Here is a 26,579-nt window from a genome sequence, read left to right as displayed (position 1 = left end):
TCTCCGAAACGTCCCCGCGGACAAAAAGCCGCGAGGCGGCGCCCCGAAGAACGCCGCCCCGAAACCGTTGCGCGGACCCTACTTCACGTAGAGCTGGGCGGCCGCGACACCGGCGCCACGCGTGGCCGTGATGATGTACTTGGCCTGGATCGGGAACGGGCTCAAGGCGAGCTTGATGCAGTTGCCCTTGCCGCCGAGCGAGGCTTGCGCGCCCGTCGAGGTGTCCTTGCCGAGCTGCGGGCTCTGGCCCGGGATCGGCGTGACGGCCACCATGGTGATGTCGACCTCTTGGATGCCCGCGCCGACCGCGACCACCGTGTAACACTTGCCCGGCTGGATGGTCATCTCGTGCTCGAGCGTCTGGCCTTGCTGGAAGTTGGCGGCCACCATCCCGCCCTCCTTCTGCATGCCGGGGGCTTCGCTGTTGGCGAACGCCATGAGGGGCACGGTCGCGGCCGCGGCGAGGTTCGGATCGATCAGCGTGGCCGAGCCGCCGGTGCCACCGCCACCACCGCCCGCGGGCGCGGGAGCCGGGAAGCCCGGGATCGGGAACGGAAGACCGGGAGCCGGCGCGGGCTGACCGGGCTGCGGCGCAGGTTGACCGGGCTGAGGCGCAGGCTGACCGGGCTGCGGCGCGGGCTGACCGGGCTGAGGGTACTGCGGCGCGGGCTGACCGGGCTGCGGCGGGTACTGCGGCGCTGGCTGACCCGGCTGCTGCGGGTACTGCTGCGGGTACTGCTGCGGGTAACCCTGCTGCGGCGGGTACTGCTGAGGGTAGCCCTGCTGCGGGTACTGCTGGGGCGGGTACCCCTGCGCGGTCTGCGGCGGCTGTTGTTGCTGCGAGCTCGGAGGGCAACCGAGGAGGGTCGCGGCGGCCGCGAGGGCGATCGGAAGAGAGAGCGAGCGACGAGGGAATTTCACGAACGAGCCTCCGAGCTAAGGTTTGCCCGAAGACCGTACCAAGGTTTCGCGAGGGCCCCAAACACTCGCGCCGGGGCCGATGCCGCTCAGAACCCCGCGGCGAGCTGGCCGATCTCGCGGCGGAGCTTCACGCAGGCGCGCTCCTCGAGCTGACGGACGCGCTCCTTCGAGACTCCGAGCTGGTCGCCCAGCGCCTGGAGGGTGGGAGGGTCGTCGTTCATGATGCGCGCGCACACGATCATTTTTTCGCGTTCCGAGAGGCTGCGGAGGGCCGCCTTCACGAGCCCCTTCGCCTTCTCGCGGCGTTCGCTCGCGGTCGCGTTCTCCTCGGGGGAGGGCTCGTCCGACGAGAGCCGCTCGACCATGGCAGCCTGTTCGTCCACCTGCGCGTCGAGGCTCGTCTCGCGGCCGGCGAGGAGCGGAAGGAGCCGCGCGACCCGCTCTTCGGACAGGCCCGAGATCTCGGCGAGGTGCTTCGGCGAGGTGTCTTTTCCAGTGCGGAACGCGCGGAGGGCGCGGCGCTCTCCCTTGGTGGTGCCCACCCGAACGACGCGGAACGCGCGCACCACGAACTCGCGGATCTCCGCGCGGATCCAGTACGCGGCGTAGGTGGCGAGGCGGCAGTCTTTCGAGGGGTCGAACTTCTCGGCGGCGCGGAGGAGCCCAATGTTCCCTTGCTGGACGATGTCTTCGAGGGGCACACCCCAGCGCCGGTACTCGAGCGCGATGGAGACCACGAAGGGCAAACACGCGACGACGAGCTTGTCGCCCGCGCGTTTGTCGCCTGCCCGGTAACGCACGGCGAGGTCGTGCTCTGCTTCGCGCGAGAGCGGTTGTGCCGTACCGAGTCCACGCCGGTAGAGGGAGAGGCCGTTCGCCTCGTGAGCCGAGCCCATGGGAACCTCCGGCGTTCCGAGCCGAACAGGGCGACGAGAGTGCCGTCGCGGAGGGCCGGAGCGTCGACGCGTGCAATGCAGGGGAGGTGCCACACTGCAAATTCCGCAGGATCGGCGCACCGACGTCACACGGGGCGCGTGAGCTGCGCAACCGCGTTCGAAACCCGATCCGGCCCACGCAACGGTTTCGCGAACACGAGCTCTACGCTTCGTGTCTTGCCGCGGGCACGTGGGGCAAGGTGCGACAAATCTCCGAAAAATCGGCCGCGACGGGCGACCGCGAGCCGCCGTCGCGGACGGGCGTCTTCGCGACCGAAGCCCTCAGCGCGCGCCGAGGGGGGCGAACAGGAGCTCGACGTCGTCTTCGGTGAGGGCGGCGCTCCCCTCGCCTTCGCCCAGGATCGCGTCGGCCACGATGCGCTTCTTCCTCTGGAGCCGGAGCATGCGCTCCTCGACGCTGCCCGCGACGTAGAGGTGGTGCACGAACACCGGGCGCGACTGGCCGATGCGGTAGGCGCGGTCGGTCGCTTGGGCTTGGACCGCGGGGTTCCACCACGGATCGTAGTGGATGACCTGGTCGGCGCCCGTGAGCGTGAGGCCCGTGCCGCCGGCGCGCAGGCTGATGAGGAAGACGTCGACCTCGCCCTTCTCGAACTTGCCGATCGCGAAGGGGCGATCGGCCGTGTTCCCGGTGAGCGTCGTGTAGGGGATTTTCCGGGCCCGGAGCGACTCCTCGAGGATGCTGATCATCGTCGTGAACTGCGAGAACACGAGGACGCGATGGCCGTCTTTGAGAAGCTGCGTGGTGAGGTCGTCGAAGACGCGCAGCTTGGCCGACTCTTTGGCGATCGAGCCGCTCACGTTGACGAGGCGCGGATCGCAGCAGAGCTGGCGGAGCTTGGTGAGCGCGCCGAGGATCGGGATGGTCGAGGCCGAGAGGCCCTTCTTTTTGATGAGCTTCCGCACCTCGGCGTGCGCGGCGACGCGGATGCTCTCGTAGAGCTCGCGCTGATCGCCGCGGAGCTCGATGGGGCGGTGGAGCTCGGTCTTCGGGGGGAGCTCTTTGGCCACCTCGGCCTTGGTGCGCCGAAGGATGTAGGGTGAAAGAATTTCGCGCAGGGTCTCGAGGCGCTCGGCGTTTCGCTGTTTCTCGATGGGAAACCGATAGAAACGCGCGAAGTGGAGCTCGTCCCCGAGGAGGCCCGGGTTCAAGAAGTCCGAGAGGGCCCAGAGCTCGCCGAGGTGGTTCTCGACGGGCGTGCCCGAGAGGCAGAGCCTGTGCTCCGTGCGGATGGCGCGCACGGCGCCGTGGGCGCGGCCCTTGTCGTTCTTGATGGTCTGCGCCTCGTCGAGCACGAGGATGAAGAACTCGGTCTCGGCGAGCTTCTCTTCGTCGCGGATGACGACCGGGTAGCTTGTGACCACGACGTCGGTCGAGTCGAGCTTCTCGTAGAGGGGCGCGCGGTCGGGGCCGTGGATCGCGAGCACACGCAGGCGCGGGGCGAACTTGGCGGCCTCGCGGGCCCAGTTGTTCACGAGGCTCGTGGGGGCCACGATGATGGCCGGCTTCGTGAGCAAGCCGCGCTGCTTGAGGAGCGCGAGATGGCTGATCGTCTGGAGGGTCTTGCCGAGGCCCATGTCGTCGGCGAGCACACCGCCGACGCCGCGATCGACGAGGTGCTGGAGCCACGAGAGGCCGTAGACCTGGTAGGGGCGGAGCGTGGCGCGGAGGCCCTCGGGCTGCTCGACGGGCGTGGGCTCACCGATGGCACCGGCCTCGCGCCAGGCGTCGCGTGCGCCGCCCGTGAAGCGGAGCTCGAGCTGCTCTTCGTTCTTGAAGACCTCGTCGAGGCGCTCCATCGCGCCGAGCTTGGCCGAGGGGACGGGCAGCGCGCCCTTCTGAATGGGCTTTCCGTCGTAGAGCTCGGCGAGCACACGCAGGATCGAGCGGAGGCGCTCCGTGGGCAAAGAGAGGTAGACGTGCTCCTTGACGGGCACGGCCACGCACTTTCCTGCGCGCCGCGCGAGGTCGAAGAGGCCGTCGCCGTTGGCGGATTTCTCGAGCAAATCGAGCAGGGCCGGCAAGAGCGAGACCCGCTGACCCGACAGCTCGATGCCGAGCTCGACGCCGAACCAGTCCTCGCGGTTCGGATCGCGCTCCTTCTTCTCCATCTCCTCGATGTCGGCGTACCACCGGGGCTCGGGCTCGATGGTCTTCCACTCGTGCGCGGCGTCCACCGTCACGCGGAAGCCGAGCTTTCGGAGCTGGGGGACGACGGCGCTTTGGAAGGTGCAGTAGTCGGAGGCGGTCCCCTCGCAGGCGACGAGGTAGTCGGCCTGCACACCCGGGGCGGCGGCCATGTCCTCGAGGCACGAGAGATCGAGCGCCCCGAAGCCCTCGATGAGCCTGCGCGCGCGCATCTCGGCGCGGACGTCGCGCGTCACGCCGCTCGTGTCGTCTTCTTCGTCCTCGTCGTTCCCGAGCGCAGGGACGATCGTGCCCGCGTAGTCGAACGAGAGGGCGAGGAGCGGCATCTTCGTGGTCTCGAAGCGAGACACGAGGCCGCTCGTCCGGTGCGTGACGACGTCGTCCGTGAACACGTGCAGGCAAGGCACGGGCACGGCGTTCGTGGCCGTCCGCGTGTCGTACGCGAGGGCACCTTGGCCGTGGGCTCGGACGCGAAGCTCGCTCACCGGAGGGGGGGAGGAGATGGGCTTGGAGTGCTCGGAGGCGCGATGGGCCTCGGAGTCGTAGGCAGTCACAATCGGCACTTAGATCACATCCGCACCTTCCATGTCGAATGTAGAATGCATCGAGAAACGAGATTCCAAAATGCGTGTACTCTCCCCCTTGATGCTCCGTTTTCCATCTCCGCGAAATTGCTCCATTCCTCGTCCATGGGCGGCCTTAGGCGCCGTGGTCGCCGTTCTTTGGTCCATTCCTTGCACGGGAGGCTGCGCGGGCGCCCTGCCCCCCCCGACCGAGCGTTTGAAGGCCACCGAGGCCAAAATCCAAGCTGCCGAAAAGGACGGCGCGGGCGACACACGCGCCGCCACCGAGGTGCTCTCGCGCTCGAAGGAGGCGGTGGCGCGGGCCAAGGTCGCCATCCAGAAGGGGCGGCACGCCGAGGCCGGTGAGCTCTTGCTCCGGGCCGACGCCGACGCCGATCTCGCCGACGCGCTCGGCAAAGAGGGCGCCGTGGCCGACACGGTCGAGAAGGTGAAGAAGAAGCTCGCCGAAGAGACGTCGAAGGACGGCGCCAAGGAGACCGGAAAATGAACCGCGCAGCTTTGCCGTGGCTCGTGCTCGCCGGGCTCACGCTCGTCACGGGGTGCGCCCCGATCGCGCCTCCGAAGGAGCTCTCCACCGCCCGCAGCACCTACGTGACGGCCAAACGAGAAGCCAAGGACGACGCTCCCCTCGAGCTCGAAGAGGCCCACCGCGCGCTGCTCTTGGCCGAGCACCGGTTCGAGGAGATCGGCGCCGAGCCCGAGGTGGCCGGCCTCGGCTTCGTGGCCGACCGCAAGGCCCAACGCGCCATGGCCATGGCCAGAAAGGCGCGGCTCGAGCGCGAGCTCCGTGGTCTCGAGGAGGACCTCCAGAAGCGCGTGAAGGATCGCGAGGCGCGCGCGCTCGCCGACGCGGAGGCCGCGAGGCTCGAGGCCGAGAAGCGAAAGAAGGAGGCCGAAGAGGCCCAGCGCGCGCGAAAGGAGGCCGAAGAGCGAGAGGCCTCGGCGCTCAATGCTCTACGGAAGCTCTCGTCGAGCGTGCGGGCCGAGCCTCGTGGTCTCGTCATCACGTTCTCGGGCGCGGTGCTCTTCGCGACGAACGGCGCGGCGCTCACGCCCGCCGCCAAGACGAAGCTGGACGAGCTCGTCGATGTGCTCCAGCAGAAGAGCCCGAAGGCGACCCTGCTCGTCGAAGGCCACACCGACAACACCGGCACGCACGCGCACAACGCGACGCTCTCGAAGGCGCGCGCCGACGCCGTGGCCGCCTACCTCGTGAAGAAGGGCGTGGCCAAGGACCGCGTCCGCACCGAGGGCGTCGGAGAGACCCGGCCCATCGCCTCGAATGCCCAAAACGACGGCCGCGCGACCAACCGCCGCGTGGAGATCGTGGTCGAAAAGTAGAACAGTTTAGAGAACTTACGCCCCGCGTGCGGCGGCACGTTCGAGCCGTTCGAAGGCGTCGAGCACCGCCCGCGCGTGGGACGATCTGTGGAAGAGCGCCTGGCTCACGTGGCCGGCCTCGCGCTCGCGGAGCTCGGAGCCCTTCCAATAGCGCGACAGGGCCTCGGTCTCGTGGCGCACGACGAACGCGTCATGCCGGCCGTACACGAGGATGGCCGCCTCGGGCAGCACGGGGATCGGGTGCCGGCTGATGCGGACGGGCGCGAGGGCCTCTTCGAAGAGGCTCTTCGCGGCGTGCAGGCTCCCGGCCTCGCGCACGAGGGCGGGCCAGTCGACCACGCGCGTGAGGGCGTCGCGTGTGAACACGGGCACGGCCGAGTCTCCCGCGCCGCGGAGCACGGCGGCGAGCGGGAAGCGCGAGAGCGCCGCGACGAAGCCGCCCATGAACCCACCTTGGCTGAAGCCGCTCACGCCCACGTTCGGGGTCACCTCGGCGCGCAGGTAACGGAGCAGGGCGCGGCCCTCGTCGACCGTGGCGAGGTTCAACGACACGTGCTCGAGCACCGTGCGAATGCGCGGGCCGACCTGCCCCGCGGGCCTTCGCGCGCCGTAAAGAGGGCTCTCGAGGGCGAGCGTGCCGATGCCGGCGGACACGAGGTGGCGGGCGAAGAGGCGCCGCCGCGCGAACCCTTCCTCGGCCGTGGCGGCCAAGAGGAGGCACACGCCCCGCGGCCTCTCCGGGAGCACCAGCTCGACGACCGCGCGACGCGCCTCGGGCGGCAGGAGGCGTGCGAGGGGCGACTCGAACGAGCCACGACGCACGCGCACCCCGAGAAATCGCTTGTCGTTCGGCTCCCATCGCACCGTAGGCGTGCCCACGTCGCGCTCGGGTGTGTAGTCGCGGATCTCGGCCGAGACCCGCCGGAGCGCCTCGACGTCCCCGAAGCCCTCGGCGAAGAGCTTGCCCTTCCGCGCGAGACGCGCGACGAGGCGGTCGAGCAGGGAGTGGGCGAACGACGTCGGCATCGGCCACCGGACCTACCACACCGCGGGCGGCGGTCGAGCCCGGGCCAGAAAGCCTTCGCGGAACCGGCGCGCACCTCTATGCTTGGGGCTCGCCGATGGACCCGAAAGACCGCGTAGGATCCCTGCTCGCCGGAAAGTACCGGCTCGAGAGCCTGCTCGGGACGGGAGGGATGGGCACGGTCTACGAAGGTCTCCACGAGGGCGTCGGCAAGCGCTTCGCCATCAAGGTGCTCCGCTCCGAGGCCTTCCACGACGAGCCCACGCGCGCCCGCTTCCGCAAAGAGGCGCAGGCCGCGGCGAAGATCGAGCACCCGAACGTGGTGGCCGTGTTCGACGTGGGCGAGACCGACGACGCGGCGCCGTTCATGGTGATGGAGCTGCTCCGCGGGCAGTCGCTCTTCGAGGCGCTCGAGGCCGGCAGAATGGCCCCGGAGCAGGCGGTCGACGTCGCCATCGAGATGCTCTCGGCCCTCGACTGCGCCCACAAGGCCGGCATCGTTCATCGGGACATCAAGCCGGCCAACGTCTTCCTCACCAAGGCGGCCGACGGCACGAACCACGTCAAGGTGCTCGACTTCGGCGTGGCCAAATTCGCCGAGACCGACGAGGCGAGCCTCACCCAGTCGGGCGCGATCGTGGGCACGCCGCTCTACATGGCGCCCGAGCAGTTCCTCGCCGAGAAAGAGGTCGACGGGCGCGCCGACGTGTGGGCCGTGGGCGCCACGCTCTTCCAGATGCTCACCGACCGGCCCGTGCACCTCACGACGAGCGCCACGGCCGCCGCGGCCAAGGTCGTGAGCGAGCGCGCTCCCAGGGTAAAATCCCTGCGAGAAGAGATCCCGGAGGACCTCGACGCCATCGTCGCCCGGGCCCTCGAGATCAAGAAAGACGACCGCTTCGCCTCGGCGCGCGAGATGATGGAGGCGCTCGATCGGCACCGCATGGGCGTCGAGGTCACGCTCCCGGGCGCCCCCTCGACCCCGCCGAACGCGTCGTCCCGCAGGTCGGGCTCCCGTGTGTCGAGCCCGGGACGCGAGTCGAGCCCACAGGGACGCATTTCGAACCCTTCGTCGAGCCCCTCGAGCCGCGAGACATTGCCCTCGAGCCCCACCTCGCGAAGCGGCGACGAGCGCGCTCCCTCCGCGTTCGGTCGTCACGCGCTCATCGGGCTCGGGAGCGGCGCGCTCGGGGCGCTCGTCACGGTGGTCGTGGTCCTCCGCGCGTCTCCCCCTCCCGCGGTCCCTCCGCCGGGCACGGTGCCTCCCCTCCCCACCGCGCCCGACGTGTACCGTCCGCCGCCGAAGCCCGAGCCATCGGTCGAGCTCGAGCCCAAACCTTCGGCGTCCGCGCCTCCGTCGGCCCCGCCCAAGGTCGCGCCTCAACCTCCCGCCTCGGCCAGCGGCGCGGCCTCGGCCAAGGTGAAATGCGAGGCGGGGCAGGTCGAGTCCCTCGGGCACTGCTGCGCGAAGGGCCTCGTGTGGCAGGGAGGGCGCTGCGAGCGGCCCCTCGCGACCGATTTTTAGGCGCCTAAACGTCCGTAGCCATTGCGTTTTTCGACCATCCGCGCCCCGGCAGGGCGGCGGATTTTCTGGGAGGCGCGCCGGCCGGGCTGGTAGCGTGGTGAGCAGTGAGACGTCTCTCGCTCGGGGGTTTCGTGATCTCGGTCGCGCTGTTGGCCTTCTCCGGCCCAGCCCGGGCGGGCGACGTGGGCGAGGCTCGAGCGCTCTTTCAGGCCGGCGTGAAGCTCTATCAAGAGGCCGACTACGTCGCCGCGCGCGAGAAGTTCGCCGAGGCCGAGCGCGCGCACCATGCCCCCGTCATCGTCTACAACCTCGCCCTCTGCGACGAGAAGCTCGGGCACGTGCAGGCCGCGGTCGACGGGTACGAGCGCTACATCGCCGAAGAGGGCGAGCGCGGAGAGCTCTCGACCGCCGCCGCCGTGGCCGCCGCGCAGCTGAAATCGCGGTCCGGTAAGCTCAAGGTCGAGAGTGATCCGCCGGGGATGCGCGTGTACGTCGACGGCACGGCCCTCGAAGAGCGCACCCCCACGACGCTGCTCGTGACGACCGGCGCGCACCACGTGGTGGTCGAGGGCGACGGCTTTCGGGACGAGCGCGACGTGCGTGCGGCCGCGGGCAAGCTCGAGGTGGTCGGCTTCGTGAGGCCCCCGACGAAGCCGGGGGAGGTGCGCCCACCCCCGCCCAAGGTGCCCGAGCCCGAGCTCCCGCCGAAGCCCCAAGAGGGGCCGCACCCCGAGGGCTTCGTGTTCGGCGCGCACTTCGTGGCCGTGCCCTACGCGTTCTTCAAGGCCGACACGGGCCCGCAGAACGCGTCGGCCTCGGGCGCGTCGATCGGGTTCTCGGTCGAGGGCGGGTACGCGTTCACACGGCGCGCCGAGATCGTCGTGCGCGCGCTCGGCGCGATCGGCTCCGAGTGCGGGAGCTTCGCGGGCTCGAACTTCTTGTCGATGGGGCCCGCCATCAACTTCCGCGTGCTCGACTGGGCGTGGGCGGGCTTGGGGCTCCTCGGCGGGCAGGCGCAGGCGTGCACGAACGACAAGAAGCTCGCGACCAACGTGGTCTTCTCGCCCACGTTCGACCTCGGCTTCGCCGTGGCCACGCAGCCCTACGGCCAGTGGATGATCACGGCGAGCATCGGGTACTACTTCGCGAACCCGACGAACGAAAATCGCGTGCTCTATGCACCGATCGGCTTCGGTTTGCGCTTTTTTTGAGGCGATCGTGGGGCCTTCGCGGCGAGCCTCGGGTCGTGCGCGGCCTCGAAGTCGAACGCGTCCGGGAGGAGCGCCGAGATGTTCGTGTCGCGCCGGGCGAGCTTGCCTCCCTCGACTCCGACGAGCGCGATGGGAAGATCACGAGCGAACTCGCCCAGCGTTTGCCGGCAGAGCCCACACGGCGAGCCGCCACGTTTTCCAGGGGTGACGATCGCGAGGGCGACGGGCTCGCGCTCTCCCGCAGCCACCATGGCGACGATCGCCGTACGCTCGGCGCAGATGCCCACGGGGTACGACGCGTTCTCGACGTTGCAGCCGAGAAAGACCTTGCCGCTCTTCGTGAGGAGCGCGGCGCCCACGTGGAACTTGGAGTACGGCGCGTACGCACGCCCCTGCGCGACCAGAGCCTCGCGCACGAGCGCGTCCATCGGGTCGGCCGGGGTCGCACGCTTCGCCTTCGTGGCCACTCGCTTCACGGGCGCCCCGCCGCGACGATCCAGCCGCGGAGGAGCGCGACGAGCTTGTCGCGTGCGGCCCTCGCCGTCTCTTCGACCTCGGCGTGATCGAGCTCGGTCTTCGAGATGCCCGCGGCGAGGTTCGTGATGCACGAGAGCGCGCCCACCTTCACCTTCATGTGGCGGAGCGCGATCGTCTCGACCACGGTGCTCATGCCCACGGCGTGCGCGCCCATCGTGCGGAGCATGCGGATCTCGGCGGGGGTCTCGTAGGTGGGGCCGAGCAGGCCCGCGTACACGCCCTCTTGGAGCGTGAACCCGGCGGCCTTGGCCACCTCGTGCGCGGCCGCGCGGAGCCCGGGATCGTAGGCCGTGGACATGTCGGGGAAGCGCACGCCGAGCGCGTCGTCGTTCGGGCCGACGAGCGGGTTCTGCCCGGTGAGGTTCAAGTGATCGGAGATCACCATGAGGTCGCCGGGGGCGTACCCGTCGCCGATGCCGCCAGCCGCGTTGGTGACGAGCACCGCGCCGACGCCGAGGCGAGCCATGGTGCGTGCGCCATGCACCACCGACGCGACCCCGTGCCCCTCGTAGAGGTGCACGCGGCCCTGCATGCACACGACAGGGACGCCGCCGACGGAGCCGAAGCAGAGGTTGCCCGAGTGCCCGACGACCTTCGACACCGGGAGGTGCGGGAGCTCATGGTAAGGAACCTTGACCAACCCGTCGAGCGTGTCGGCGAAGCCACCGAGGCCCGAGCCGAGCACGAGGCCCACGGCGGGAGGCGTGAAGGAGCCCCCGCGCGACGCGATTTCACGGGCTTTCGAGGCGGTTTCGTCGATGCGGGCGAGGAGGGAAGGTTCGCTCATGGAAGAGACGAGCATACACGCGACGCGCGAGTCGGGAATCGCCGGAATAGCTCCCCGGCTCGGGGCGTAGGGAGCTTGCGAAGAGGGCGTTCACCCCTAAGACTCGAGGGTGGGTCCTCCCCCGACCCGCTCCTCGTGAAGATGGCGCGTCGGTGGGAACCTGGTGGAAGAAAGGGCGTCTCAGGTCTCCCCATGTACGACCTCGTCGGCACGATGCTCCTCACGGCGTTCGCGGGCCTCCACCTCGCGCCGGCCGCGGCGATCCCCCTCTATTTCAAGCGTGAGCGCGAGCTCCGCGGCCACTGGCAGGCGATCGCCCTCCCCGCGCAGCCCGTCGAGAGCTCGGCGTATCGCTCGGGCGGGGCGGTCGTCACGGCTCACCTCGAGAGGGCGCCTGCCGTGGTGCGGTGGGCGGCGGCCTCGTGTTTCGTCTTCGGGGCGATGTTTCTGCCCGGCGCGGCGTGGGCCGTCGTGGGGCTCTTCGCGGGCGGCGTCGGGGTCACCTCCATCCCGGGGCTCGTCATCGCGGCGCTCCTTTGGAGCGCGGGCATCGCGGTGCTCCGCGGGGATCGTGCGGCCTATTTCGAGGGGCTCCGCGCTGCCAAGGCCTCGGCCGCGCTCAACGTCCTCATCCTTGGTCTCGCCACCGCCGCGGCGGTCCTCTCCAAGGACGAAGGCTTCGTGAAGCTCGCGCTCTTCACGGGGGCTTACGCGGTCGCGTCGCTCGCGCAGGCCGCGCTGCTCGCGAAGGCCGCGCTCCGCATCGGCGAGCTCCACGCCGAGGCGTCGCCCGACGAGGTCGCCGAGCGTCCGCTCCCGCCGCACCTCGCGCAGCTCCTCGAGCGCAAACGCGCGCGCGCCACGTGAGCGTGGGCACGAGGTAGTTGTCGATCCGAACCACGCGTTCGGGCTATGGGACTTCGCCGTGAGCGCATGGAGCCCCGAGAGCTGGAGGAACTTCCCGCTCGAACAAGACGTCCCCTACGAAGATCCGGCCGCCCTCGACGAGGTCGAGAAGCGCCTCCGTGAGCTGCCCCCGCTCGTCACGTCGTGGGAGGTGGAGCGCTTGAAATCGCTCGTGGCCGAGGCGCAGGACGACCGCCGCTTCTTGCTCCAAGGGGGCGACTGCGCCGAGACGCTCGACGACTGCCGCCCCGGGATCATCACGAACAAGCTGAAGATCTTGCTCCAAATGTCCCTCGTGCTCGTGCACGGGGCGAAAAAGCCCGTGATTCGCGTCGGGCGGTTCGCCGGCCAGTACGCGAAGCCACGAAGCTCCCCCGAAGAGGTGCGCGACGGTCAGACGCTCACGAGCTACTTCGGCGACCTCGTGAACCGCTCGGCCTTCACGCCCGAGGCGCGGCGCGCCGATCCGCAGGCCATGCTTGCAGGGTACACGCACTCGGCGATGACGCTGAACTTCATCCGGTCGCTCTCGGCGGGCGGGTTCGCCGATCTGCACCACCCCGAGCAGTGGGACATGAGGTTCCTCTCGCGGGCCGACCTCTCGGACGACCTTCGGAACGACTATTTGCGTATGTCGCGCCAGCTCGCCGAGGCCATTCGCTTCATGGAGGCGCTCGGGGAGCGCACGGTCGACGAGCTCACCCGGGTCGAGTTCTTCACGAGCCACGAGGGGCTGAACCTCCGCTACGAGTCCGCGCAGACCCGCAAGGTGCCTCGCCGCAACGGCCACTACGATCTGACGACCCACATGCCGTGGATCGGCGAGCGCACACGCGCGCTCGGGGGCGCTCACGTCGAGTTCTTCCGCGGCATCTCCAACACCGTGGGCGTCAAGCTCGGGCCCAAGGTCGACCCGGACGACGCCCTCCGCCTCTTCGATCGCCTCGACCCGTACAACTCCAAGGGCAAGCTCGTCGCCATCACACGCATGGGCGCGGCCGAGGTCGAGAAGAAGCTCCCCAAGCTCGCCGCGGCCGTGGGGCGCGAGGGGCGGCACGTGCTCTTCGTGTGCGACCCCATGCACGGCAACACGATCACCACCTCGAGCGGCGTAAAGACTCGGGATTTTGGCGACATCAAGCGCGAGGTCGAGCTCACCTTCGACGTGCTCGAGGGCCAAGGCACGCACCTCGGCGGGGTGCACTTCGAGCTCACGGGAGAAGACGTGACCGAGTGCATCGGCGGCGGCCTGCGCGAAGAGGACCTCGACCAGAACTACGCGAGCGTGTGCGACCCGAGGCTCAACTACCGTCAGGCCCTCGAGATGGCGTTCCTCATCGCCCGCAAGCTCGCGAAGCGCGCAAGGCCGTCGTTCCTCGCCCCATGAGACGCGAAACCCGCGCCCTTCGTGAGAGGAGCGCGGGCTTCGAGAGGTGCAACGAGCGACGAGGGCTCAGCCGAGGATCGGGAGCGGCTCGTGCGTGGCCGGGAGCGGGAACTGGCCCGCGAACGACGCCTTGTCGACCCCGAGCACGCGGCGGAGCTCACGGTGGATCTGCGACGGGTGGATGCGCGAGCCCTTCATGTCGGTGTCGGGGAGCGCTTGGTTCACGTCGTTCTTGGCGACGCGCATGGCCTTGTGGCCCTCGTCGGTCTTGCCGATCGCGCGACCGCCGCGGATGCCGGGGCCCGAGAGCAGCACCGACGTGACGTTCCAGTGGTCCTTGCCGGCGCCCGTGTTGTACTTCGGCGTGCGGCCGAAATCGCTCGTGACGACGACGTAGAGCTTGTCCTTGATGCCGAGCTGGGCGGCGCGGAGGAGCACGTAGCGGTAGCGCGCGAGGAACGTGGCCATCGCGGCCGTCTGCGAGGTGTCGTGCTGGGCGTGGGTGTCGAAGCCGCCCTGGGCCCACGTGGCCGAGATCGAGATGCCCGCCTGGAAGCAGCGGAGGATCGTCTCGAGGGGGCGGCCGATGTCGACGAAGCGCGCGACGCCGTTCTGCACGCCCGTGAGGTACGCGCGTGCGTCGGGCGGGAGATCGTTGGCGAGGCCGTCGATCGGAGGGGGCGGACCTTGCGAGACGCTCTTCAAGAGGTTGATCGCGTCGCCGCTGCGGGTCGCGTCTTTCATGGCGAGGAGCGTGCGCTTCTCGCGCGGGAGCGTGGCTTGGGCCTCGAGGGCGGCCATACGCTCGTTCCGGAGGGCCAAGATGCGCTTCTGACCCACCTCGGTGAGGAGGCCGCGCTCTTCGCCGCCCTTGAAGGGATCGGCGAGGAGATCGACCTTATTTCCCGGGAAACGGGAGATACCGACCACGTCCCCGGTGCGGTTGTAATAGCCACTCGCGAGGAACGCCATGGGGACCTGACGGTCCTTCGCGATGTGCCCGGCGAAGAGCGCGGCCAGGGCCGGGAGCTCGACGTCGTTGTGGCCACACGCGAGCGCTTGCACGCCGGTGTCGTGGTTGTTCGTCTGCGTGTCGACGCCGTTCACGACGAGCACGTCACGGCCCACGGTCTGGAAGAAGTGCTGCGGATCCTCGATGGGGTTGCCGTTGGCGGTGAGCAGGAATTTTCCCTGCGCCGTGGCCGTGGGCACCGGGATCCCGTTCACGTCGCCGACGGCGGTGACGAGGCGGTTCTCGTACGCCGGGGCCGTGCCCTCGGCGGTGAGCTTGGCGTCGCAGAGGAGCGTCGGGTCCCACCCTCCGCCCGCGTGCATGTGGAGAAAGTACGGGCCTCCCCACGTGGTCTCGGCGGCCGTGGCCTGCGACGACGACCCCCACGGTGCGAGGAGAGAGATGCCCGTGAGGCCCACCAACTTGAGAAAATTGCGGCGTTCCATAGTGGGTACTTTCTTCACTCGTGGGTAAAGCGGTAGTCGGTCAAGAGGTACGTGACGACGGCCTGCCACGAACGAACCGTGAAGTTGTCGTCGCGGTCGAGGCGCATCCCGGGCTCGTAGGGCGTCTTCGCGTCGGGGCGAGGGCGGAGCTTCTCGAACACGGCGCGTACGTTCCCGTTCTGGTCGGGCTCGAACTTCGTGCCCTTGTCCCAGTCGTTCTCGGCGATGCAGCGGCCGGAGCCGATGCCCTTGTTGTTCCCGCCGCCCTTCAGGTCGGACTCTTCGAGGTCCTTCCAGACGTCGACGAAGAGCGAGTACGCGCGCGACGCCTCGGGGCCGTTCGGGTCGACCGTCTCGCCGAGCAGGCGGAAGAAGAGGTACGCGATGTTCTGCCGGATCTTGCCCTCGGCCTCGGGCACGGCGACGAGCGGGGCGTCGGCGTTCGCGCGGGGCGTGAAGGGCACGGTGTTCATCTCCACGTTGCGGAAGAGGCGGCGCGCGCCCTGCGGCTTCGTGAAGTCGTAGCTCGTGGCGCGACACGCGACGAGCGCGCCCGAGTACTGCGAGGTCGCCACCATGATGGGGCTCATGGTGTCGGTGCGCTTGGTCACGTCGCCCGAGTCGATGCCGCCGTACACGAGGCGCCACTCGGCGTCCTCGACGAAGTCGCTCCGGAGGTAACCGTCGCGCGCGCGGGACTCGTCCTTGCGGGCCGCTTCGTTCTGGAAGAAGTAGAGGCCCGTCGTGGCCTTGTATTTACGCCCGAGCATCTCGGGGGTGAGGAGGCGACCCTGGCCGAGGCCGGCGTGGAGGCCGTCTTTCGTGGTGTCGCCCGACTTGGCGCGGAAGTACGCGCTCCGCACGATCGACACGACGAGCTTGCGGAGGTCGAACTTGTTCGCGACGAACTGCGCGCCGACCTTCACGAACCAGTCGTTCTGCTCGTTGAAGGCCTTCACGCGGTCGTCGTAGTCGGGCGCGCCCTTGTCTTGGGGGAACGCGAGCGGCTCGTCGCCGATGATGCCCTGGTACATGACCTGCGCGATCGAGACGCCGAAGCGCGGATCACGCGGGATCTGCGCGCCGAGCCACATGGCCGCGTTGCCGTAGTTCTCGGGCGGCATCTGCGTCGTGTTGAACCCGGGCGGCAGCATGTCGTCGTGCCACTTGTCGGCCGGGTCGAAGCGCGTGAGCGTCTGCTCGTTGAAGCCGCGGAAGCCGCCGGCGATCGGGTCGATCACCTTGTGGCAGACGCTGCACATCGCCGAGTTGCTCGTGGGGTTCTGGACCGACGTGAGGGCCGTCGAGTCGACCGGGCGCTGCGCGAACTTGAAGATGTCCGTCGCGAGGAAGTTCTTGAGCACGATGCGGGCGCGCTTGCGGCCCTTGTTCGTGGGGGTGGTCTCCCAGCGGTTCAAGAACGCGGGCGTCGTGAGCACGCCGGCGGCGGGCACGCCCGTGGTCTTCTGGGCGCCCTCGCGGCTCGTCGAGTTCTGGACCGGCGAGAAGTCGATGCGCTTCCAGTCGAGGAAGCTCTCGGGCGCGATGGGTTTGTCGTGGGGGACGCCGTAGAGCTTCGCCGTGTAGGGGTTGGCGACGATGTAGTTTCCGGCGACCACGTCCGAGAACGGGAGGTCGTTGCGGACCACGTACTCGATGAACCGCATGGGCTCTTCGGTGATCGACGCCGAAGCCCACTGGCGGTTCGTGGTGGTGTAGGCCGGGTGGCGGTCGTCGTAGAGCTCGGGGCCGTTGTCGTAGATGGAGCCCTGGCCCGCGTCGATGCCACGCTCGGTGAGGAGCGCGTCGTTCCAGATCTCGCGCAGGCGGTCGTAGAACGCCTCTTCACGGGTGAGGCCGATGACGAACGTGTCGAACCCGAGCTCGCTCGAGGCGTTGCCGAGCTCTTCGTCCGTGGGGAAGCGGCCGGCGAGCGTGATCGCGGCCTTGCGGGCCGTCTCGCGGAGGGGGAGCAGCTCGACCTGGAGCTTGTCGGTCGATTCGCACTCGGTGACGTTGCCCTCGCGCATGTCCGTCACGAACTTCTCGAGGATCTTGTACTCCTCCGAGTCCTTCGCGAAGACCGCGCCGCCGCCGTGCGAGCGCTCGCCGAGCGGCTTCACCAAGATGAGCGGCTGGTCGCGCACCTGGATGTCGGCGTACTCGCGAATGGCGTTGATGTTCGCCGACACGAAGTCGGGATACGTCTCGCGGTACATCTTGAATTTGGCGCCCTGCTGCTCGGCGACGCCGCCGGCCGAGTGGCACCCCGCGCACGACTGCATGGCCTTTCCGTAGACCTGCGTCGTGAAGTACTCGCGGGTGCTCACGCACGCCGAGCCGCTGCCTTCTTCGTCGCTGCCGCAGCCCGTGGTGGTGGGGCCCATCGTGAGCGCCGCCAAGGCGATACCTCCGACGGACAGGGCACGAGCGCGTGCGCGACTACCAAAATTCTTCAAGTGGACCATTCGGCCTCCGGGACGTTCATGGAACGGGGTAGGTGCCGTTCGGTCAAGAAACCTTCGGAAGGATGGGCGAATTTCGGTGCGAGTGTCTCGCCCCGGGTGCGACCGCTCCCACCTTGTCGGCCTTCGGTCCGAGGCGATGGCGCGCCTACCTTGGACCACGCGTTTTCGGTCGGTTGGTCGACCGCTTCGCGTGATGCTGTTATGGTCGTCGCATGTCGACCGGCACTCCGCGGTGGGGGCGGCTCGCGGCCTTCGCGAGCGTCACCTTGGTCCCGCTCTCGCTTCTTTTCCTTGCCTGCAGCTCCGACGACGAAGACGCGAACGCGAACGGCGTCCCGCTCCCTCCGGCCTACGAGCCCGTCGAAGCGGCGGCTCAGGCCCCGCTCCCGCCTGGGGCCGGTGGCCCTCGGGACTCGGGGATCCCGCCCACACCTCCCCCGCCCATGGACGCCGGGCGTGACACGAGCCCGCCCGTCGATGCTAGCGTGCCCGACTCGGCACCGGCCGACGCCGCCACCGGCGGCTGACCATCTTCTCGGGGGGCTTACGAGGTAGACCCAATGTTCCAATCACGCACGATCGCCGCGCTCGTGGCCGGCGCTGGCGCCGCCCTCATGTTCGCTCTCTCGGGCTGCAGCTCCGACGACACCACGGGAGACGCCGGCAGCACGACGAGCGGCCTCTCGCAGGCCTACCAGAACAACTGCGCGCGCTGCCACGGCGCCACGGGCCTCGGCTCCGGCCAGTTCCCGAAGATCCCCGGCTCGAAGGACGAGGCGGCGTTCATCGCGTTCGTGCGCGCGGGCAGCCCCCGAGGCACCATGACGGCCTACAGCGCGTCGCAAATCTCGGACGCGGACCTCAAGGCCGACTACCTCTGGCTCACGACCAAGCGCTGATTTTCCCTGGGGAACGGCGCGGCTCGTGGGGCCGCGCTTCCCCTGATCGAGAGACCTCCGCGTGACCGTAAAATCTTCGCTCGGGCGAGCGATCCTCGTCTCCGTGCACCTCCCCGACGTGACCGACGTCGACCACGAGGCGAGCCTCGACGAGCTCGGCCGGCTCGTCCGAACCCTCGGCTACGACACCGTGGCGCGGGTCACGCAGCGGCGTGAGAACCTGTCGCCCGCCGCGGTGCTCGGCGAAGGAAAGCTCCACGAGCTCGCCGAGCTCACGGGCGGCTCGGGCCACACCGGCACGACCGTGCCCCGCAATAAGGACAAGGCGCGCCTCCGACGGGAGACCGAGGACGGCGAAGGCTCCGAGCACGACGACGAGGACGACGACGACGGCGAGACCCCCGAGCCCAAGGTCGAGCTCGTGGCGGTGGACCACGACATCACGCCGAGCCAGGCACGGAACCTCGAGCGCGCGACCGGCGTGCAGGTCCTCGATCGCACCGGTGTCATCGTCGAGATTTTTCATCGCCACGCGAAGAGCCGCGAGGCCAAGCTCCAGGTCGAGATCGCGCGCCTCTCGTACACGGCGCCGCGGCTCCGCGAGTCCCCCTCGGGGAAGGAGCGTCAGGCCGGCCGAGGCGCGGGTGAGGCGGCCCTCGAGCTCGATCGCCGCAAGATCCGCGATCGCATCGCCGAGCTCCGCGAAGAGCTCGAGCGCGTCCAGAAGGACCAAGACAACCGCCGCGCCCACCGCCGCGACGCGCGCCGCGTGGCCCTCGTCGGGTACACGAACGCCGGGAAATCGTCCTTGATGCGGGCCCTCACGGGCTCCGAGGTGTACGTCGAGGACAAGCTCTTCGCCACGCTCGACACCACGATCCGCGCGCTCCACCCCGAGGCCAAGCCGCGCATTTTGGTGTCCGACACGGTGGGCTTCATCAAGAAGCTCCCGCACGATCTCGTCGCGTCGTTCAAGTCGACGCTCGACGAGGCGCTCGAGGCCTCGCTCCTCCTCCACGTGGTCGACGGCTCGGATCCCACGTTCCGCAGCCAGTACGAGGTCACGCGCGAGGTGCTCGCCGAGATCGGCGCCACCGAGGTCCCGAGCCGCCTCGTGCTCAACAAGGCCGACCGCCTCGACGACGACGCGAAGAAGGCTCTGCTACGAGAATTTCCGGGCGCGCTGCTCGTGTCGGCCCACTCGCCCGAGGGCGTCGACACGGTGCGAAAGGCCATCGTGCAGTTCTTCGAGGATCGCTACGAGGAGCGCGCGTACGTGGTGCCGTACTCGGAGCAGTCCCGCGTGGCCGAGCTGCATGAGAACGCGCGGGTGCTCTCGCAGGACTACCTCGAGGACGGCGTGCACGTGCGCGTCCGTGGCGACGCCGACACGCTGAACCGGCTGGAGAAGCACAAGCGCGCGCACTAGGGGGTGCGGGCACGGGGGAGAGCGGGGGCGGGCACGGGCACGACGGGGGGCACGGGCACGGGCACGGGCACGGGCACGGGCACGGGGGAGAGCGGAGGGCGCGGGCGGGCGCGGGGGCGGGCACGGGCACGGGCACGGGGAAGAGCGGAGGGCGGGGCGCGATTTTTGTCAGCGGGCTTGACCCGGCGACTGACCGGATCCAGAGTTCTGGTCACTTTGGAGCAGGCGAAGCGGGACTGCATACTCGTGGCGGCGGCGAAGGCGTTCGCGCAGCGGGGCTTTCGAAAGGCCTCGGTGGACGAGATCGCCAAGAGCGCCGGCGTGGCGAAGGGCACCGTGTACCTCGCCTGCGAGAGCAAAGAAGACCTCTTCTACCAGGCGGTCCACCGAGAGATCCGCGAGTGGACGGCCAAGTGCGCGCGCCTCATCGACCCTCGCAAACCGGCCGACGAGCTCCTCCTTCAGGTCGCCCTCGAGAACATCGAAGAGGTCGGCAAACGCCCGCTCGTGCTCGAGCTGTTCGAGGGCAAGTACGCCGAGCTCTTGCCCCGATGGATGAAGGAGTTCGAAGAGCTCCGCGCCCTCGGCCGAAAGAACGTCGAAGAGATCATCGAGCTCGGCATCGCGCAGGGGCGCTTCCGCCGCGACATCGACGTGCACGAGACGGCCATCCTCCTCCAAGACTTGAACCTGTCGACCCTCGTCTTCCGCCAGTACCGCACGAGCTTCGACCTGTCGCGGCGCATCCGCGCGGGGCTCGACCTCGTGCTGAACGGCCTCCGCAACCCCGACACGAAGGGCCCGCTCCCCACCGCACCGTGAGAGCGACGCCGGCGACGGTCGCCGCGCGTTCTCTCGCGCCCTTCGATGACCAGAAAACCAAACCAGTCACATGTTCACGCTTCCGGAGGTGCCCATGCTCGTCGAGACACTCCAACGCACGTTCCTCGCTCGCCTCGTCGCCACGCCTCGCGGCCGCGCACACCTCTTGAACCAGGTGGCCGACGCGGAGTCGAACGGAGAGTCGACGATCTTCGACTCGGCCCTCGCGCTCGTCGACGATCCGGAGCTCCGCAGGTTCATCGCGAGGCACGCGGCCGACGAGGTGGAGCACGCGCGTGCCTTCACGGAGCGGCGGGACGCGCAGGGCGTCGACATCGGGCCTGCCCCCACGCACCTCCGCGTGGTCGATCGCATCGATCGCAAGCTCGGGGGGTTCTTCGCGAGGGGCGTGCACACGAGGCGCGACGTGATGGACGCCTACCTCGTGCTCCAGGTCGTCGAGGAGCGCGCGTGCACGCAGTTCCCGCTATTTTCCCGCGTCTTCCGTGACGTCGAGCCCGAGACGGCCGCCCTCTTCGACCGCGTGCAGCGCGACGAGGAGCGCCACCTCAAGTACTGCCACGCGATCTCGCGGCGGTACGCGCCCTCCGAAGCCGTGCGAAGGTCGACGCTCGCCGAGATGCGCGCCGTCGAGTCCGAGTGTTTCGCCGAGAACAGCCGCGCGGGCCTCGCGTGGGTGCTCGACCGTGGCTATGCCGACCTCTCGCCGCTCGAGGCGCTCGGGTTTCGTTCTCTGCTCCGTGTCGGCAAGGTCGTCGACGCGAGGCGCCCCACCCCCTTCGCCGCGCGCGACGCACGCTCGTCACCGGAGGACTCCGTCCTCCGCCCCACGGGCTAAGCGGGCCCCACCTCCTGGTTTTGGGTCCCGGCCCAAGACGACCGAAGCTTTTCTGTTCGTCGATTCAGGCTCTACGAAAGGTCTATTTTTCATGCGCGCTCTCGTCCTCACACGCCACGGTGCCCCCGACGTCCTCCGCATCGAGGATCGCCCCGAGCCGAAGGCCTCCGCCGGAGAGGTCGTCATCCGCGTGCACGCGGCCGGCGTGAACTTCGCCGATCTCCAGGCGAGGCTCGGGCTCTACCCCGACGCTCCCAAGCCGCCGTGCGTGGTGGGCTACGAGGTCGCGGGCATCGTCGACTCGGTGGGCCCCGGCGGCGACACGAAGCTCGTCGGCACACGCGTGATGGCCCCGACGCGCTTCGGCGGGTACGCGGAGCTCGCCCTCGCCAAGGCCCGCGACCTCATCCCGCTCCCCGAGACCATGAGCTACGCCGAAGGTGCGGCGATCCCCGTCGTCGCGGGCACCGCGTACGAGGCCGTGGTGAAGCAGGGCAGCATCGAAGAGGGCGAGATCTGCGTCATCCACGGGGCCGCAGGAGGCGTCGGCCTCGCCGCCGTGCAGATCGCCAAAGCCCGCGGCGCGAAGGTCGTGGGCACGGCTTCGCCCGGCAAACACGCGGCCCTCCGCGAGCACGGCGTCGACCTGCCGCTCGACGGGCAAGACCCGGATCTTGCCCGGAAAATTCGTGACTTCTCGAAGGGCCACGGCGTCGATGTGGTGCTCGACTCGCGCGCGGGCGCGGGCTTCCGTGAGAGCTACGCGCTGCTCCGCGCCGGGGGGAGGCTCGTCGTCTACGGGGCGAGCTCGGTGTCGACGGGCAACACACGCGACCTCTTCGCGGCGGCCAAGATGTGGGTGACGACGCCGAGCTACGGCGCGCTCCCGCTCATGCAAGAGTCGAAGAGCGTGTGCGGCGTGAACCTGCTCAAGCTCTGGGACGACCAAGGGCACCTCGAGCGTGTGGCGAAGCCCATCACGAAGCTCATGGCCGACGGCGTCGTGAAGCCCGTCGTGGGCAAGACGTTCCCTCTCGAAGAGGGCCCGGCCGCGCACCAGTACATCCACGACCGCAAGAACATCGGCAAGGTCGTGCTCGTCGTCCGAGGGGACTGACCCGCTCCGCGGCGTGAGGAAATCACGCTACGCTCCGCTCATGGTGGACCCTCGTGCGATCCCGCGGCGCGCCGTTCGTGGGGCGGCGCTCTTGGCCCTCACGGCGGCGTGCGGGGGGAGCCTCGCCGCCGCGATGGCCCTCGCGCCCGAGAAAAACCGGTACGAGACGCGCGATCGCATCACCCACGCGTGGGCCTCGGGGCTGCTCGACCTCTTCGGCGTGAGACTCGATGTGCACGGCGGAGAGGTGGGCCATCGAGGCGTGGGCGCGCGTGGCCGCGTGGTCGTCGCGAACCATAGGTCGGTCATCGACATCGCCGTGCTGCTCTCGCTCTTCGGGGGCGCCGTCTTGAGCCGCGCCGACCTGGCCACGTGGCCCGTCATTGGCCCAGGGGCGCGCGCCGCCGGCACCATCTTCGTCGAGCGAGGGGATCGCGCGAGCGGCGAGCAGGCCGTGCGCGCCATGGTCGAGCGCCTCGAGGCCCGCGACACGATCTCCGTGTTCCCCGAGGGCACGACGTTCGTCGACGACGAGGTGCGCCCGTTCAAGGCCGGAGCGTTCGCCGCGGCCATGCGCGCCGAGGTGCCCGTCGTGCCCGTGGGCCTCGTGTACCCGGGCGAAGGCGAGGGCTTCGGCGACGAGTCGTTCCTCGCTCACATGGCGCGCCTCGCCGACACGAAACGCACGCGGGTCGGTGTGGGGATTGGAGAGCCCCTCGTGCCGACGGAAGGCGAGTCGATCGACGCGTTCCGCGAGCGGACACGCGCCAGTGTCGCCGCTCTCGTGCGCGAGGCAAGGGTGCGCCTCGATGGGCAAACGTCCTCGTAGTTACGGGCTTTTGCGCTTCGGGGCCGCGGCGGCGTTCGTGGCGCTCGCCCTCGCGCCTCGCACGTCGCGGGCCGACGTCGTGAGCGTGGCCCCAGGCTCGAGCGACGCGCTCGACACGCTCGTGCACGAGCTCGATGCCCTCTTCGCCTCGCGTCACGTCCCCGCCGCGTCGGTCGCGCTCGTCGATCGCCATGGCCCGCGCCTCGTCACCGCGTTCGGTCACGCCGACGCCACGCGGTCGAAGGCGGCGACACGCGACACCCCGTTTCGGGTCGCCTCGATCTCCAAGGTGCTCGTCGCGCTGTCGGTGCTCACGCTCTCGGAGCGAGGGGAGCTCTCCCTCTCGGACACGGTCGCGTCTCGCCTCCCGGGCCTCCGCTTCGAGAACCCTTGGGAGGCCTCTGCGCCCGTGCGTGTCGTGCACCTGCTCGAGGGCACGACGGGCTGGGACGATCTCCGGCCCCCGTGGTTCGTCGCGAAGGGCGACCCGGACGAGCCGCTCCTCTCGCTCCTCGCGAGGGACACTCGCGCGCGTGTCTCGCGGTGGGCCCCGGGGAGCTTCGCGGCCTATGAAAATAGCGGTGCGACGGTCGCGGCGGCGCTCGTCGAGGCCACGTCGCACACACGGTACGAGGACTTCGTCGCGTCGCGCTTCTTCGTCCCGCTCGGCATGCACACGGCCACGTTCACGCCCTCGCGCACCGCCGCGCAGGCCTTCTCGATGCGCGGCGCTCCCCTCCCCCTCGGCGACGTCGCGTACCGCCCTTCGGCAGGACTCGCCGCTTCCGCCGACGACATGGCGCGCCTCGCCGGGTTCCTGCTGACCGGCCACGCTCGGGACGGCGCGCCGCTCCTCGGCGAGGCGTCGCTCGAGCGCATGGAGCGCGGCGAGACCACTCCGGGTGCACGTGCGGGCCTCGTCACGGCGTACGGGCTCGCGTCGCAGGCCAAGGTCGTCGACGGGGTCGTCTACCGCGGCCATCGTGGAGGCTTGCCCGGTGTCGCCGCGGAGCTCTTCGTGTCGCGCGCGAACGGCGTCGGGTACTTCGTCGCGCTCTCGAACGACGACGACGACACCCTCGACGAAGCCACGAAGCTCGTCCGCGCGGCCCTCGCCGTGCCTTCGAAGGCGGCCCCGGAGGCGCCCGCGAACCCCGGCGATTTCCAATCCCTTTCGGGCATTTACGAGCCCAAGAGCCTTCGCTTCGAGCGGCTCCGGGCGCTCGCTTCACTGCGCGGTCTCGTGCGTGCGTCGTGGGAAGGTCGCACGCTCACGTTGCGTGGTCTCGTCGCGCGGGCTCCGGCCGAGGGGGCCTTTCACCCGGGACGAGAGCGAGGCACGTTCGTGCGCGACGGTGGGCACGCGGTCACGCTCGTCGCGAGGGACGACGGGGCCCTCGAGAGCGCCGAGGTGGCGATGGTGAAGGTCGGCTGGCCGAGCCTCGTCGCGCGGGGGCTCGTCATGCTCGCCCTCGGGGTGCTCGTGCTCGACGCGCTCGCTTCGGTCGTGCGCGCGCTCGTCTTCACGGCTCGTGCGCGCAAGCTCGTTTTCCCCGAGCTCACGCGGCTCGCCCCGGTCTTGGCCACGGGCTCTCTCGGGGGGGCCCTCGGCGCGCTCGCTCTCGCCGACGCCTCACGCCTCGGGGTGCTGGGCCCGCACGCGTTCGCGATTCTCCTCGGGACGACGCTCGTGCCCGTCGCGACCGCTGTCACCGCGCTTTCGACCGTGTCTTCTCGCAGGAGGCTCACGCGACGCGAGCTCGCTTCCCGTGTGGCCGTGATCGCGGCGCTCTCGGCGGTGTCGGTGCACCTCGCCGTGCACGGCGCGCTCTTCGTGCGCACGTGGGACTGAGCGCGCGATCCGGCCTATTTCGCCACGATCCTCGCCTCGCGCTTCTTCCACTTCTCGCGGGCCTTCTCGATCTCGCCCTCGCGGGTGCGCGGGGCCCCACGTGACGGGAGCACGGCGAGCAGCTCACTCGTGGCGCGCGCGACGGCGACCACCGCGGCCTCGAACGCGGCGTCGTGCCCGGCCGGGGCCTTGGCCTGGCCGCTCACCTTGCGCACGTACTGGAGCGCGGCCGCGCGGATCTCTGCTTCGGTCGTGGGCGGCTGGAAGTGATGGAGCACGCGGATGTTCCTGCACATGCCGCGAAGCGTACCTCAGGGGCGCGCGGAATCGCGCGTGGCGGCCGCGCGTTCCGTAGGGCATGGGCGGTTGGATCGCCGCGGGTCTGGCCGTGCTCTCGGCCGCGACGTTGGCCTTCACGGGGGCGTTCCTCGATCGCGAGCACGGCGAGCTTCACCTCTTCGTCAAACACCGGCCATCGACGCGAGTGCTCTTCTGCTCTCCCCTCGGCGAGAGCCAACGACGGCCCACCGCCGAAGAGAGAGCTGCCGAAGAGGCATACGTCGACTTCGTCGAGCGCCACGAGGGCTATTTGCGGAGCCTCGCCCTGCCGTTCGCCCCGACGCTGCCCGTCACCCGACCTAGCCGCCGCTCTCCGAAGGTGCCCATCGCGGGCGCCTTCTGGTAGATCGGTTGCCCATGAGCTTTCGCGCTTCGCGGTTCGCTGGCCCCCTCGCCGTCGCCCTCGCCTTCGTGGCCTGTGGAGGGGCGACGTTCACGTCGACCAAGGCGGCCGAGCCCGTGCTCATCGCCAAGTCCGAGTCGCCCGCCGAGGTGCGCGCGGCCATCGTGCGGGCCATGCAGAGCCGGCGATTTTCGGCCCTCGGCGAGGAGCCCGGCAAGATCTCGGCGCGCCTCGACAAGGGCGACATCACCCTCGACGTCGACATCGAGTACTCGGGCACGCAGTACGTCGTGCGTTACGTGAAGAGCTCGGGCCTCAAGACGAAGCCCGGCCCCGCCGGCGAGGTGCTCGTCGACGATCACTGGGCCGGCTGGGTGAAGGGCCTCCGTGCCCGCATCGGCGAAGAGCTGCTCGTGCCCGCCAAAGAGGCCGCCGAGACGGCGAAACGCGAGCGCGAGTACCAGCTCCTCCTCGAGCAGCACAAAACGGCGCAGGCCCAAGCGAACGCGCAGGCCGCGCAGCAGCCGCAGGCGCCCGCTCCCGGTCAACCGCAGCCCGCGCCTGGCCAGCCGCCCATCGTGATCCAGCCGGTGATCCCGATCCCGCTGCCGCAGCTCCCGGCCGGGGGCATCAACCTGAATCACTCGTCGACGCAGGGCAGCCAGACGATCACGTGCTGCATCAACGGCGCGTTTTACGTGTGCCCGAGCCAAGAGGCGTTCAAGAAGTGCATGAGCCTCGGCCCGCACGAGTGCACGCGGGACGCAAGCAAGAGTTGTAAGTAGGGGTTCTCGCGCGCGGTTCGGCTCTTCACGTGCCCGTGCCCGTGCCCGTGC

At 69.6% G+C, this 26,579-nt stretch carries 25 protein-coding genes; 16 read left to right on the top strand and 9 right to left on the bottom strand.

Translation table 11 applies throughout. The features are described from left to right. Positions 1-78 precede the first annotated feature (78 nt). The 3 genes from IPK71_10765 to IPK71_10755 all read right to left on the bottom strand — a co-directional run bounded on the left by IPK71_10765 (position 79) and on the right by IPK71_10755 (position 4,589). Positions 79-921: a hypothetical protein gene (locus tag IPK71_10765; GenBank protein ID MBK8214217.1), complete on the bottom strand. Its 843-nt coding sequence runs from the start codon at positions 919-921 to the stop codon at positions 79-81. An 86-nt stretch (positions 922-1,007) separates the two neighbouring features. After that, positions 1,008-1,817 (bottom strand): sigma-70 family RNA polymerase sigma factor, encoded by an 810-nt coding sequence (locus tag IPK71_10760; protein MBK8214216.1) that lies wholly within the window; start codon positions 1,815-1,817, stop codon positions 1,008-1,010. Between the two features lie 321 nt (positions 1,818-2,138). Next, positions 2,139-4,589 carry a DEAD/DEAH box helicase gene (locus IPK71_10755; protein ID MBK8214215.1) on the bottom strand — a complete coding sequence of 817 codons (2,451 nt, stop codon included), beginning with the start codon at positions 4,587-4,589 and terminating at the stop codon, positions 2,139-2,141. A gap of 145 nt (positions 4,590-4,734) precedes the next feature. Between IPK71_10755 and IPK71_10750 the strand changes: the two genes are divergently transcribed. Further along, positions 4,735-5,097, top strand: a complete 363-nt coding sequence (locus tag IPK71_10750; GenBank protein MBK8214214.1) for a DUF4398 domain-containing protein — start codon at positions 4,735-4,737, stop codon at positions 5,095-5,097. Then, positions 5,094-5,951 (top strand): OmpA family protein, encoded by an 858-nt coding sequence (locus IPK71_10745; GenBank protein ID MBK8214213.1) that lies wholly within the window; start codon positions 5,094-5,096, stop codon positions 5,949-5,951. The genes IPK71_10750 and IPK71_10745 overlap by 4 nt, the downstream gene beginning before the upstream one ends. Before the next feature lie 15 nt (positions 5,952-5,966). On the opposite strand, the gene IPK71_10740 is transcribed toward IPK71_10745, so the two are convergent. Continuing rightward, on the bottom strand, positions 5,967-6,977 hold the full coding sequence (locus IPK71_10740) for an alpha/beta hydrolase family protein (GenBank protein MBK8214212.1): 1,011 nt from the start codon (positions 6,975-6,977) through the stop codon (positions 5,967-5,969). A gap of 95 nt (positions 6,978-7,072) precedes the next feature. On the opposite strand from IPK71_10740, the gene IPK71_10735 reads away from it, so the two are divergent. Then, positions 7,073-8,500, top strand: coding sequence for a serine/threonine protein kinase (locus IPK71_10735; GenBank protein MBK8214211.1), 1,428 nt, complete (start codon positions 7,073-7,075; stop codon positions 8,498-8,500). A 104-nt stretch (positions 8,501-8,604) separates the two neighbouring features. Then, positions 8,605-9,711 (top strand): PEGA domain-containing protein, encoded by a 1,107-nt coding sequence (locus IPK71_10730; protein MBK8214210.1) that lies wholly within the window; start codon positions 8,605-8,607, stop codon positions 9,709-9,711. Here the strand turns inward: IPK71_10730 and cdd are convergent. Next, positions 9,675-10,139: a cytidine deaminase gene (gene cdd / locus IPK71_10725; GenBank protein MBK8214209.1), complete on the bottom strand. Its 465-nt coding sequence runs from the start codon at positions 10,137-10,139 to the stop codon at positions 9,675-9,677. The two genes, IPK71_10730 and cdd, sit on opposite strands and share 37 nt — an antisense overlap. Before the next feature lie 44 nt (positions 10,140-10,183). Further along, on the bottom strand, positions 10,184-11,035 hold the full coding sequence (locus IPK71_10720) for a purine-nucleoside phosphorylase (protein MBK8214208.1): 852 nt from the start codon (positions 11,033-11,035) through the stop codon (positions 10,184-10,186). Positions 11,036-11,227: 192 nt separating this feature from the next. On the opposite strand from IPK71_10720, the gene IPK71_10715 reads away from it, so the two are divergent. Then, entirely contained in the window at positions 11,228-11,902 is a 675-nt protein-coding gene (locus IPK71_10715; GenBank protein MBK8214207.1) for a hypothetical protein, read from the top strand. Positions 11,903-11,960: 58 nt separating this feature from the next. Then, complete coding sequence (locus IPK71_10710) at positions 11,961-13,328, top strand: 3-deoxy-7-phosphoheptulonate synthase (protein MBK8214206.1); 1,368 nt, start codon at positions 11,961-11,963, stop codon at positions 13,326-13,328. 66 nt (positions 13,329-13,394) lie between these two features. On the opposite strand, the gene IPK71_10705 is transcribed toward IPK71_10710, so the two are convergent. Further along, the gene (locus IPK71_10705; GenBank protein ID MBK8214205.1) at positions 13,395-14,786 is read right to left on the bottom strand and encodes a DUF1501 domain-containing protein; all 1,392 of its coding nucleotides are present in this window, start codon (positions 14,784-14,786) and stop codon (positions 13,395-13,397) included. Between the two features lie 14 nt (positions 14,787-14,800). After that, positions 14,801-17,188 (bottom strand): DUF1588 domain-containing protein, encoded by a 2,388-nt coding sequence (locus IPK71_10700; GenBank protein MBK8214204.1) that lies wholly within the window; start codon positions 17,186-17,188, stop codon positions 14,801-14,803. A 278-nt stretch (positions 17,189-17,466) separates the two neighbouring features. Here IPK71_10700 and IPK71_10695 point away from each other — a divergent pair, with 278 nt between their 5' ends. From IPK71_10695 to IPK71_10660, 8 genes are all read left to right on the top strand, one after another. Continuing rightward, a complete protein-coding gene (locus IPK71_10695) occupies positions 17,467-17,781 on the top strand; it encodes a hypothetical protein (protein ID MBK8214203.1) in 315 nt (104 codons plus the stop codon). A gap of 33 nt (positions 17,782-17,814) precedes the next feature. Further along, positions 17,815-18,153, top strand: coding sequence for a cytochrome c (locus IPK71_10690; GenBank protein ID MBK8214202.1), 339 nt, complete (start codon positions 17,815-17,817; stop codon positions 18,151-18,153). A gap of 61 nt (positions 18,154-18,214) precedes the next feature. Further along, positions 18,215-19,582, top strand: coding sequence for a GTPase HflX (gene hflX, locus IPK71_10685; protein ID MBK8214201.1), 1,368 nt, complete (start codon positions 18,215-18,217; stop codon positions 19,580-19,582). Positions 19,583-19,828: 246 nt separating this feature from the next. Continuing rightward, positions 19,829-20,404 (top strand): TetR/AcrR family transcriptional regulator, encoded by a 576-nt coding sequence (locus IPK71_10680; GenBank protein ID MBK8214200.1) that lies wholly within the window; start codon positions 19,829-19,831, stop codon positions 20,402-20,404. Positions 20,405-20,474: 70 nt separating this feature from the next. Beyond that, positions 20,475-21,263, top strand: coding sequence for a ferritin-like domain-containing protein (locus IPK71_10675; protein ID MBK8214199.1), 789 nt, complete (start codon positions 20,475-20,477; stop codon positions 21,261-21,263). Between the two features lie 91 nt (positions 21,264-21,354). Beyond that, entirely contained in the window at positions 21,355-22,380 is a 1,026-nt protein-coding gene (locus IPK71_10670; protein ID MBK8214198.1) for a zinc-binding dehydrogenase, read from the top strand. Positions 22,381-22,420: 40 nt separating this feature from the next. After that, positions 22,421-23,209, top strand: coding sequence for a 1-acyl-sn-glycerol-3-phosphate acyltransferase (locus IPK71_10665; protein MBK8214197.1), 789 nt, complete (start codon positions 22,421-22,423; stop codon positions 23,207-23,209). Then, positions 23,190-25,061, top strand: a complete 1,872-nt coding sequence (locus IPK71_10660) for a beta-lactamase family protein (GenBank protein MBK8214196.1) — start codon at positions 23,190-23,192, stop codon at positions 25,059-25,061. Before IPK71_10665 ends, IPK71_10660 begins: the two co-directional genes overlap by 20 nt. A 14-nt stretch (positions 25,062-25,075) precedes the next feature. Here IPK71_10660 and IPK71_10655 read toward each other — a convergent pair whose 3' ends face one another. Further along, positions 25,076-25,357: a DUF2277 domain-containing protein gene (locus IPK71_10655; GenBank protein MBK8214195.1), complete on the bottom strand. Its 282-nt coding sequence runs from the start codon at positions 25,355-25,357 to the stop codon at positions 25,076-25,078. 62 nt (positions 25,358-25,419) lie between these two features. Between IPK71_10655 and IPK71_10650 the strand changes: the two genes are divergently transcribed. After that, positions 25,420-25,746, top strand: a complete 327-nt coding sequence (locus tag IPK71_10650; GenBank protein MBK8214194.1) for a hypothetical protein — start codon at positions 25,420-25,422, stop codon at positions 25,744-25,746. A gap of 11 nt (positions 25,747-25,757) precedes the next feature. Further along, positions 25,758-26,528, top strand: a complete 771-nt coding sequence (locus tag IPK71_10645; protein MBK8214193.1) for a hypothetical protein — start codon at positions 25,758-25,760, stop codon at positions 26,526-26,528. Positions 26,529-26,579: the final 51 nt, after the last annotated feature.

The sequence above is a fragment of the Myxococcales bacterium genome, from assembly GCA_016712525.1.
Lineage (GTDB): Bacteria > Myxococcota_A > Polyangia > Polyangiales > Polyangiaceae > JAAFHV01.
The sequence above is the reverse complement of the archived record's forward strand: the minus strand, read 5'-3'. Positions and strand labels throughout refer to the sequence as shown.

Bases quoted from the DNA above. Each gene is read 5' to 3' on its own strand.
- IPK71_10760 (MBK8214216.1), bottom strand. From the start codon at position 1,817: ATGGGCTCGGCTCACGAGGCGAACGGCCTCTCCCTCTACCGGCGTGGA.
- IPK71_10745 (MBK8214213.1), top strand. From the start codon at position 5,094: ATGAACCGCGCAGCTTTGCCGTGGCTCGTGCTCGCCGGGCTCACGCTC.
- IPK71_10740 (MBK8214212.1), bottom strand. From the start codon at position 6,977: ATGCCGACGTCGTTCGCCCACTCCCTGCTCGACCGCCTCGTCGCGCGT.
- IPK71_10735 (MBK8214211.1), top strand. From the start codon at position 7,073: ATGGACCCGAAAGACCGCGTAGGATCCCTGCTCGCCGGAAAGTACCGG.
- cdd (MBK8214209.1), bottom strand. From the start codon at position 10,139: ATGGACGCGCTCGTGCGCGAGGCTCTGGTCGCGCAGGGGCGTGCGTAC.
- IPK71_10720 (MBK8214208.1), bottom strand. From the start codon at position 11,035: ATGAGCGAACCTTCCCTCCTCGCCCGCATCGACGAAACCGCCTCGAAA.
- IPK71_10715 (MBK8214207.1), top strand. From the start codon at position 11,228: ATGTACGACCTCGTCGGCACGATGCTCCTCACGGCGTTCGCGGGCCTC.
- IPK71_10705 (MBK8214205.1), bottom strand. From the start codon at position 14,786: ATGGAACGCCGCAATTTTCTCAAGTTGGTGGGCCTCACGGGCATCTCT.
- IPK71_10695 (MBK8214203.1), top strand. From the start codon at position 17,467: ATGTCGACCGGCACTCCGCGGTGGGGGCGGCTCGCGGCCTTCGCGAGC.
- IPK71_10690 (MBK8214202.1), top strand. From the start codon at position 17,815: ATGTTCCAATCACGCACGATCGCCGCGCTCGTGGCCGGCGCTGGCGCC.
- IPK71_10675 (MBK8214199.1), top strand. From the start codon at position 20,475: ATGTTCACGCTTCCGGAGGTGCCCATGCTCGTCGAGACACTCCAACGC.
- IPK71_10670 (MBK8214198.1), top strand. From the start codon at position 21,355: ATGCGCGCTCTCGTCCTCACACGCCACGGTGCCCCCGACGTCCTCCGC.
- IPK71_10665 (MBK8214197.1), top strand. From the start codon at position 22,421: ATGGTGGACCCTCGTGCGATCCCGCGGCGCGCCGTTCGTGGGGCGGCG.
- IPK71_10660 (MBK8214196.1), top strand. From the start codon at position 23,190: ATGGGCAAACGTCCTCGTAGTTACGGGCTTTTGCGCTTCGGGGCCGCG.
- IPK71_10655 (MBK8214195.1), bottom strand. From the start codon at position 25,357: ATGTGCAGGAACATCCGCGTGCTCCATCACTTCCAGCCGCCCACGACC.
- IPK71_10650 (MBK8214194.1), top strand. From the start codon at position 25,420: ATGGGCGGTTGGATCGCCGCGGGTCTGGCCGTGCTCTCGGCCGCGACG.
- IPK71_10645 (MBK8214193.1), top strand. From the start codon at position 25,758: ATGAGCTTTCGCGCTTCGCGGTTCGCTGGCCCCCTCGCCGTCGCCCTC.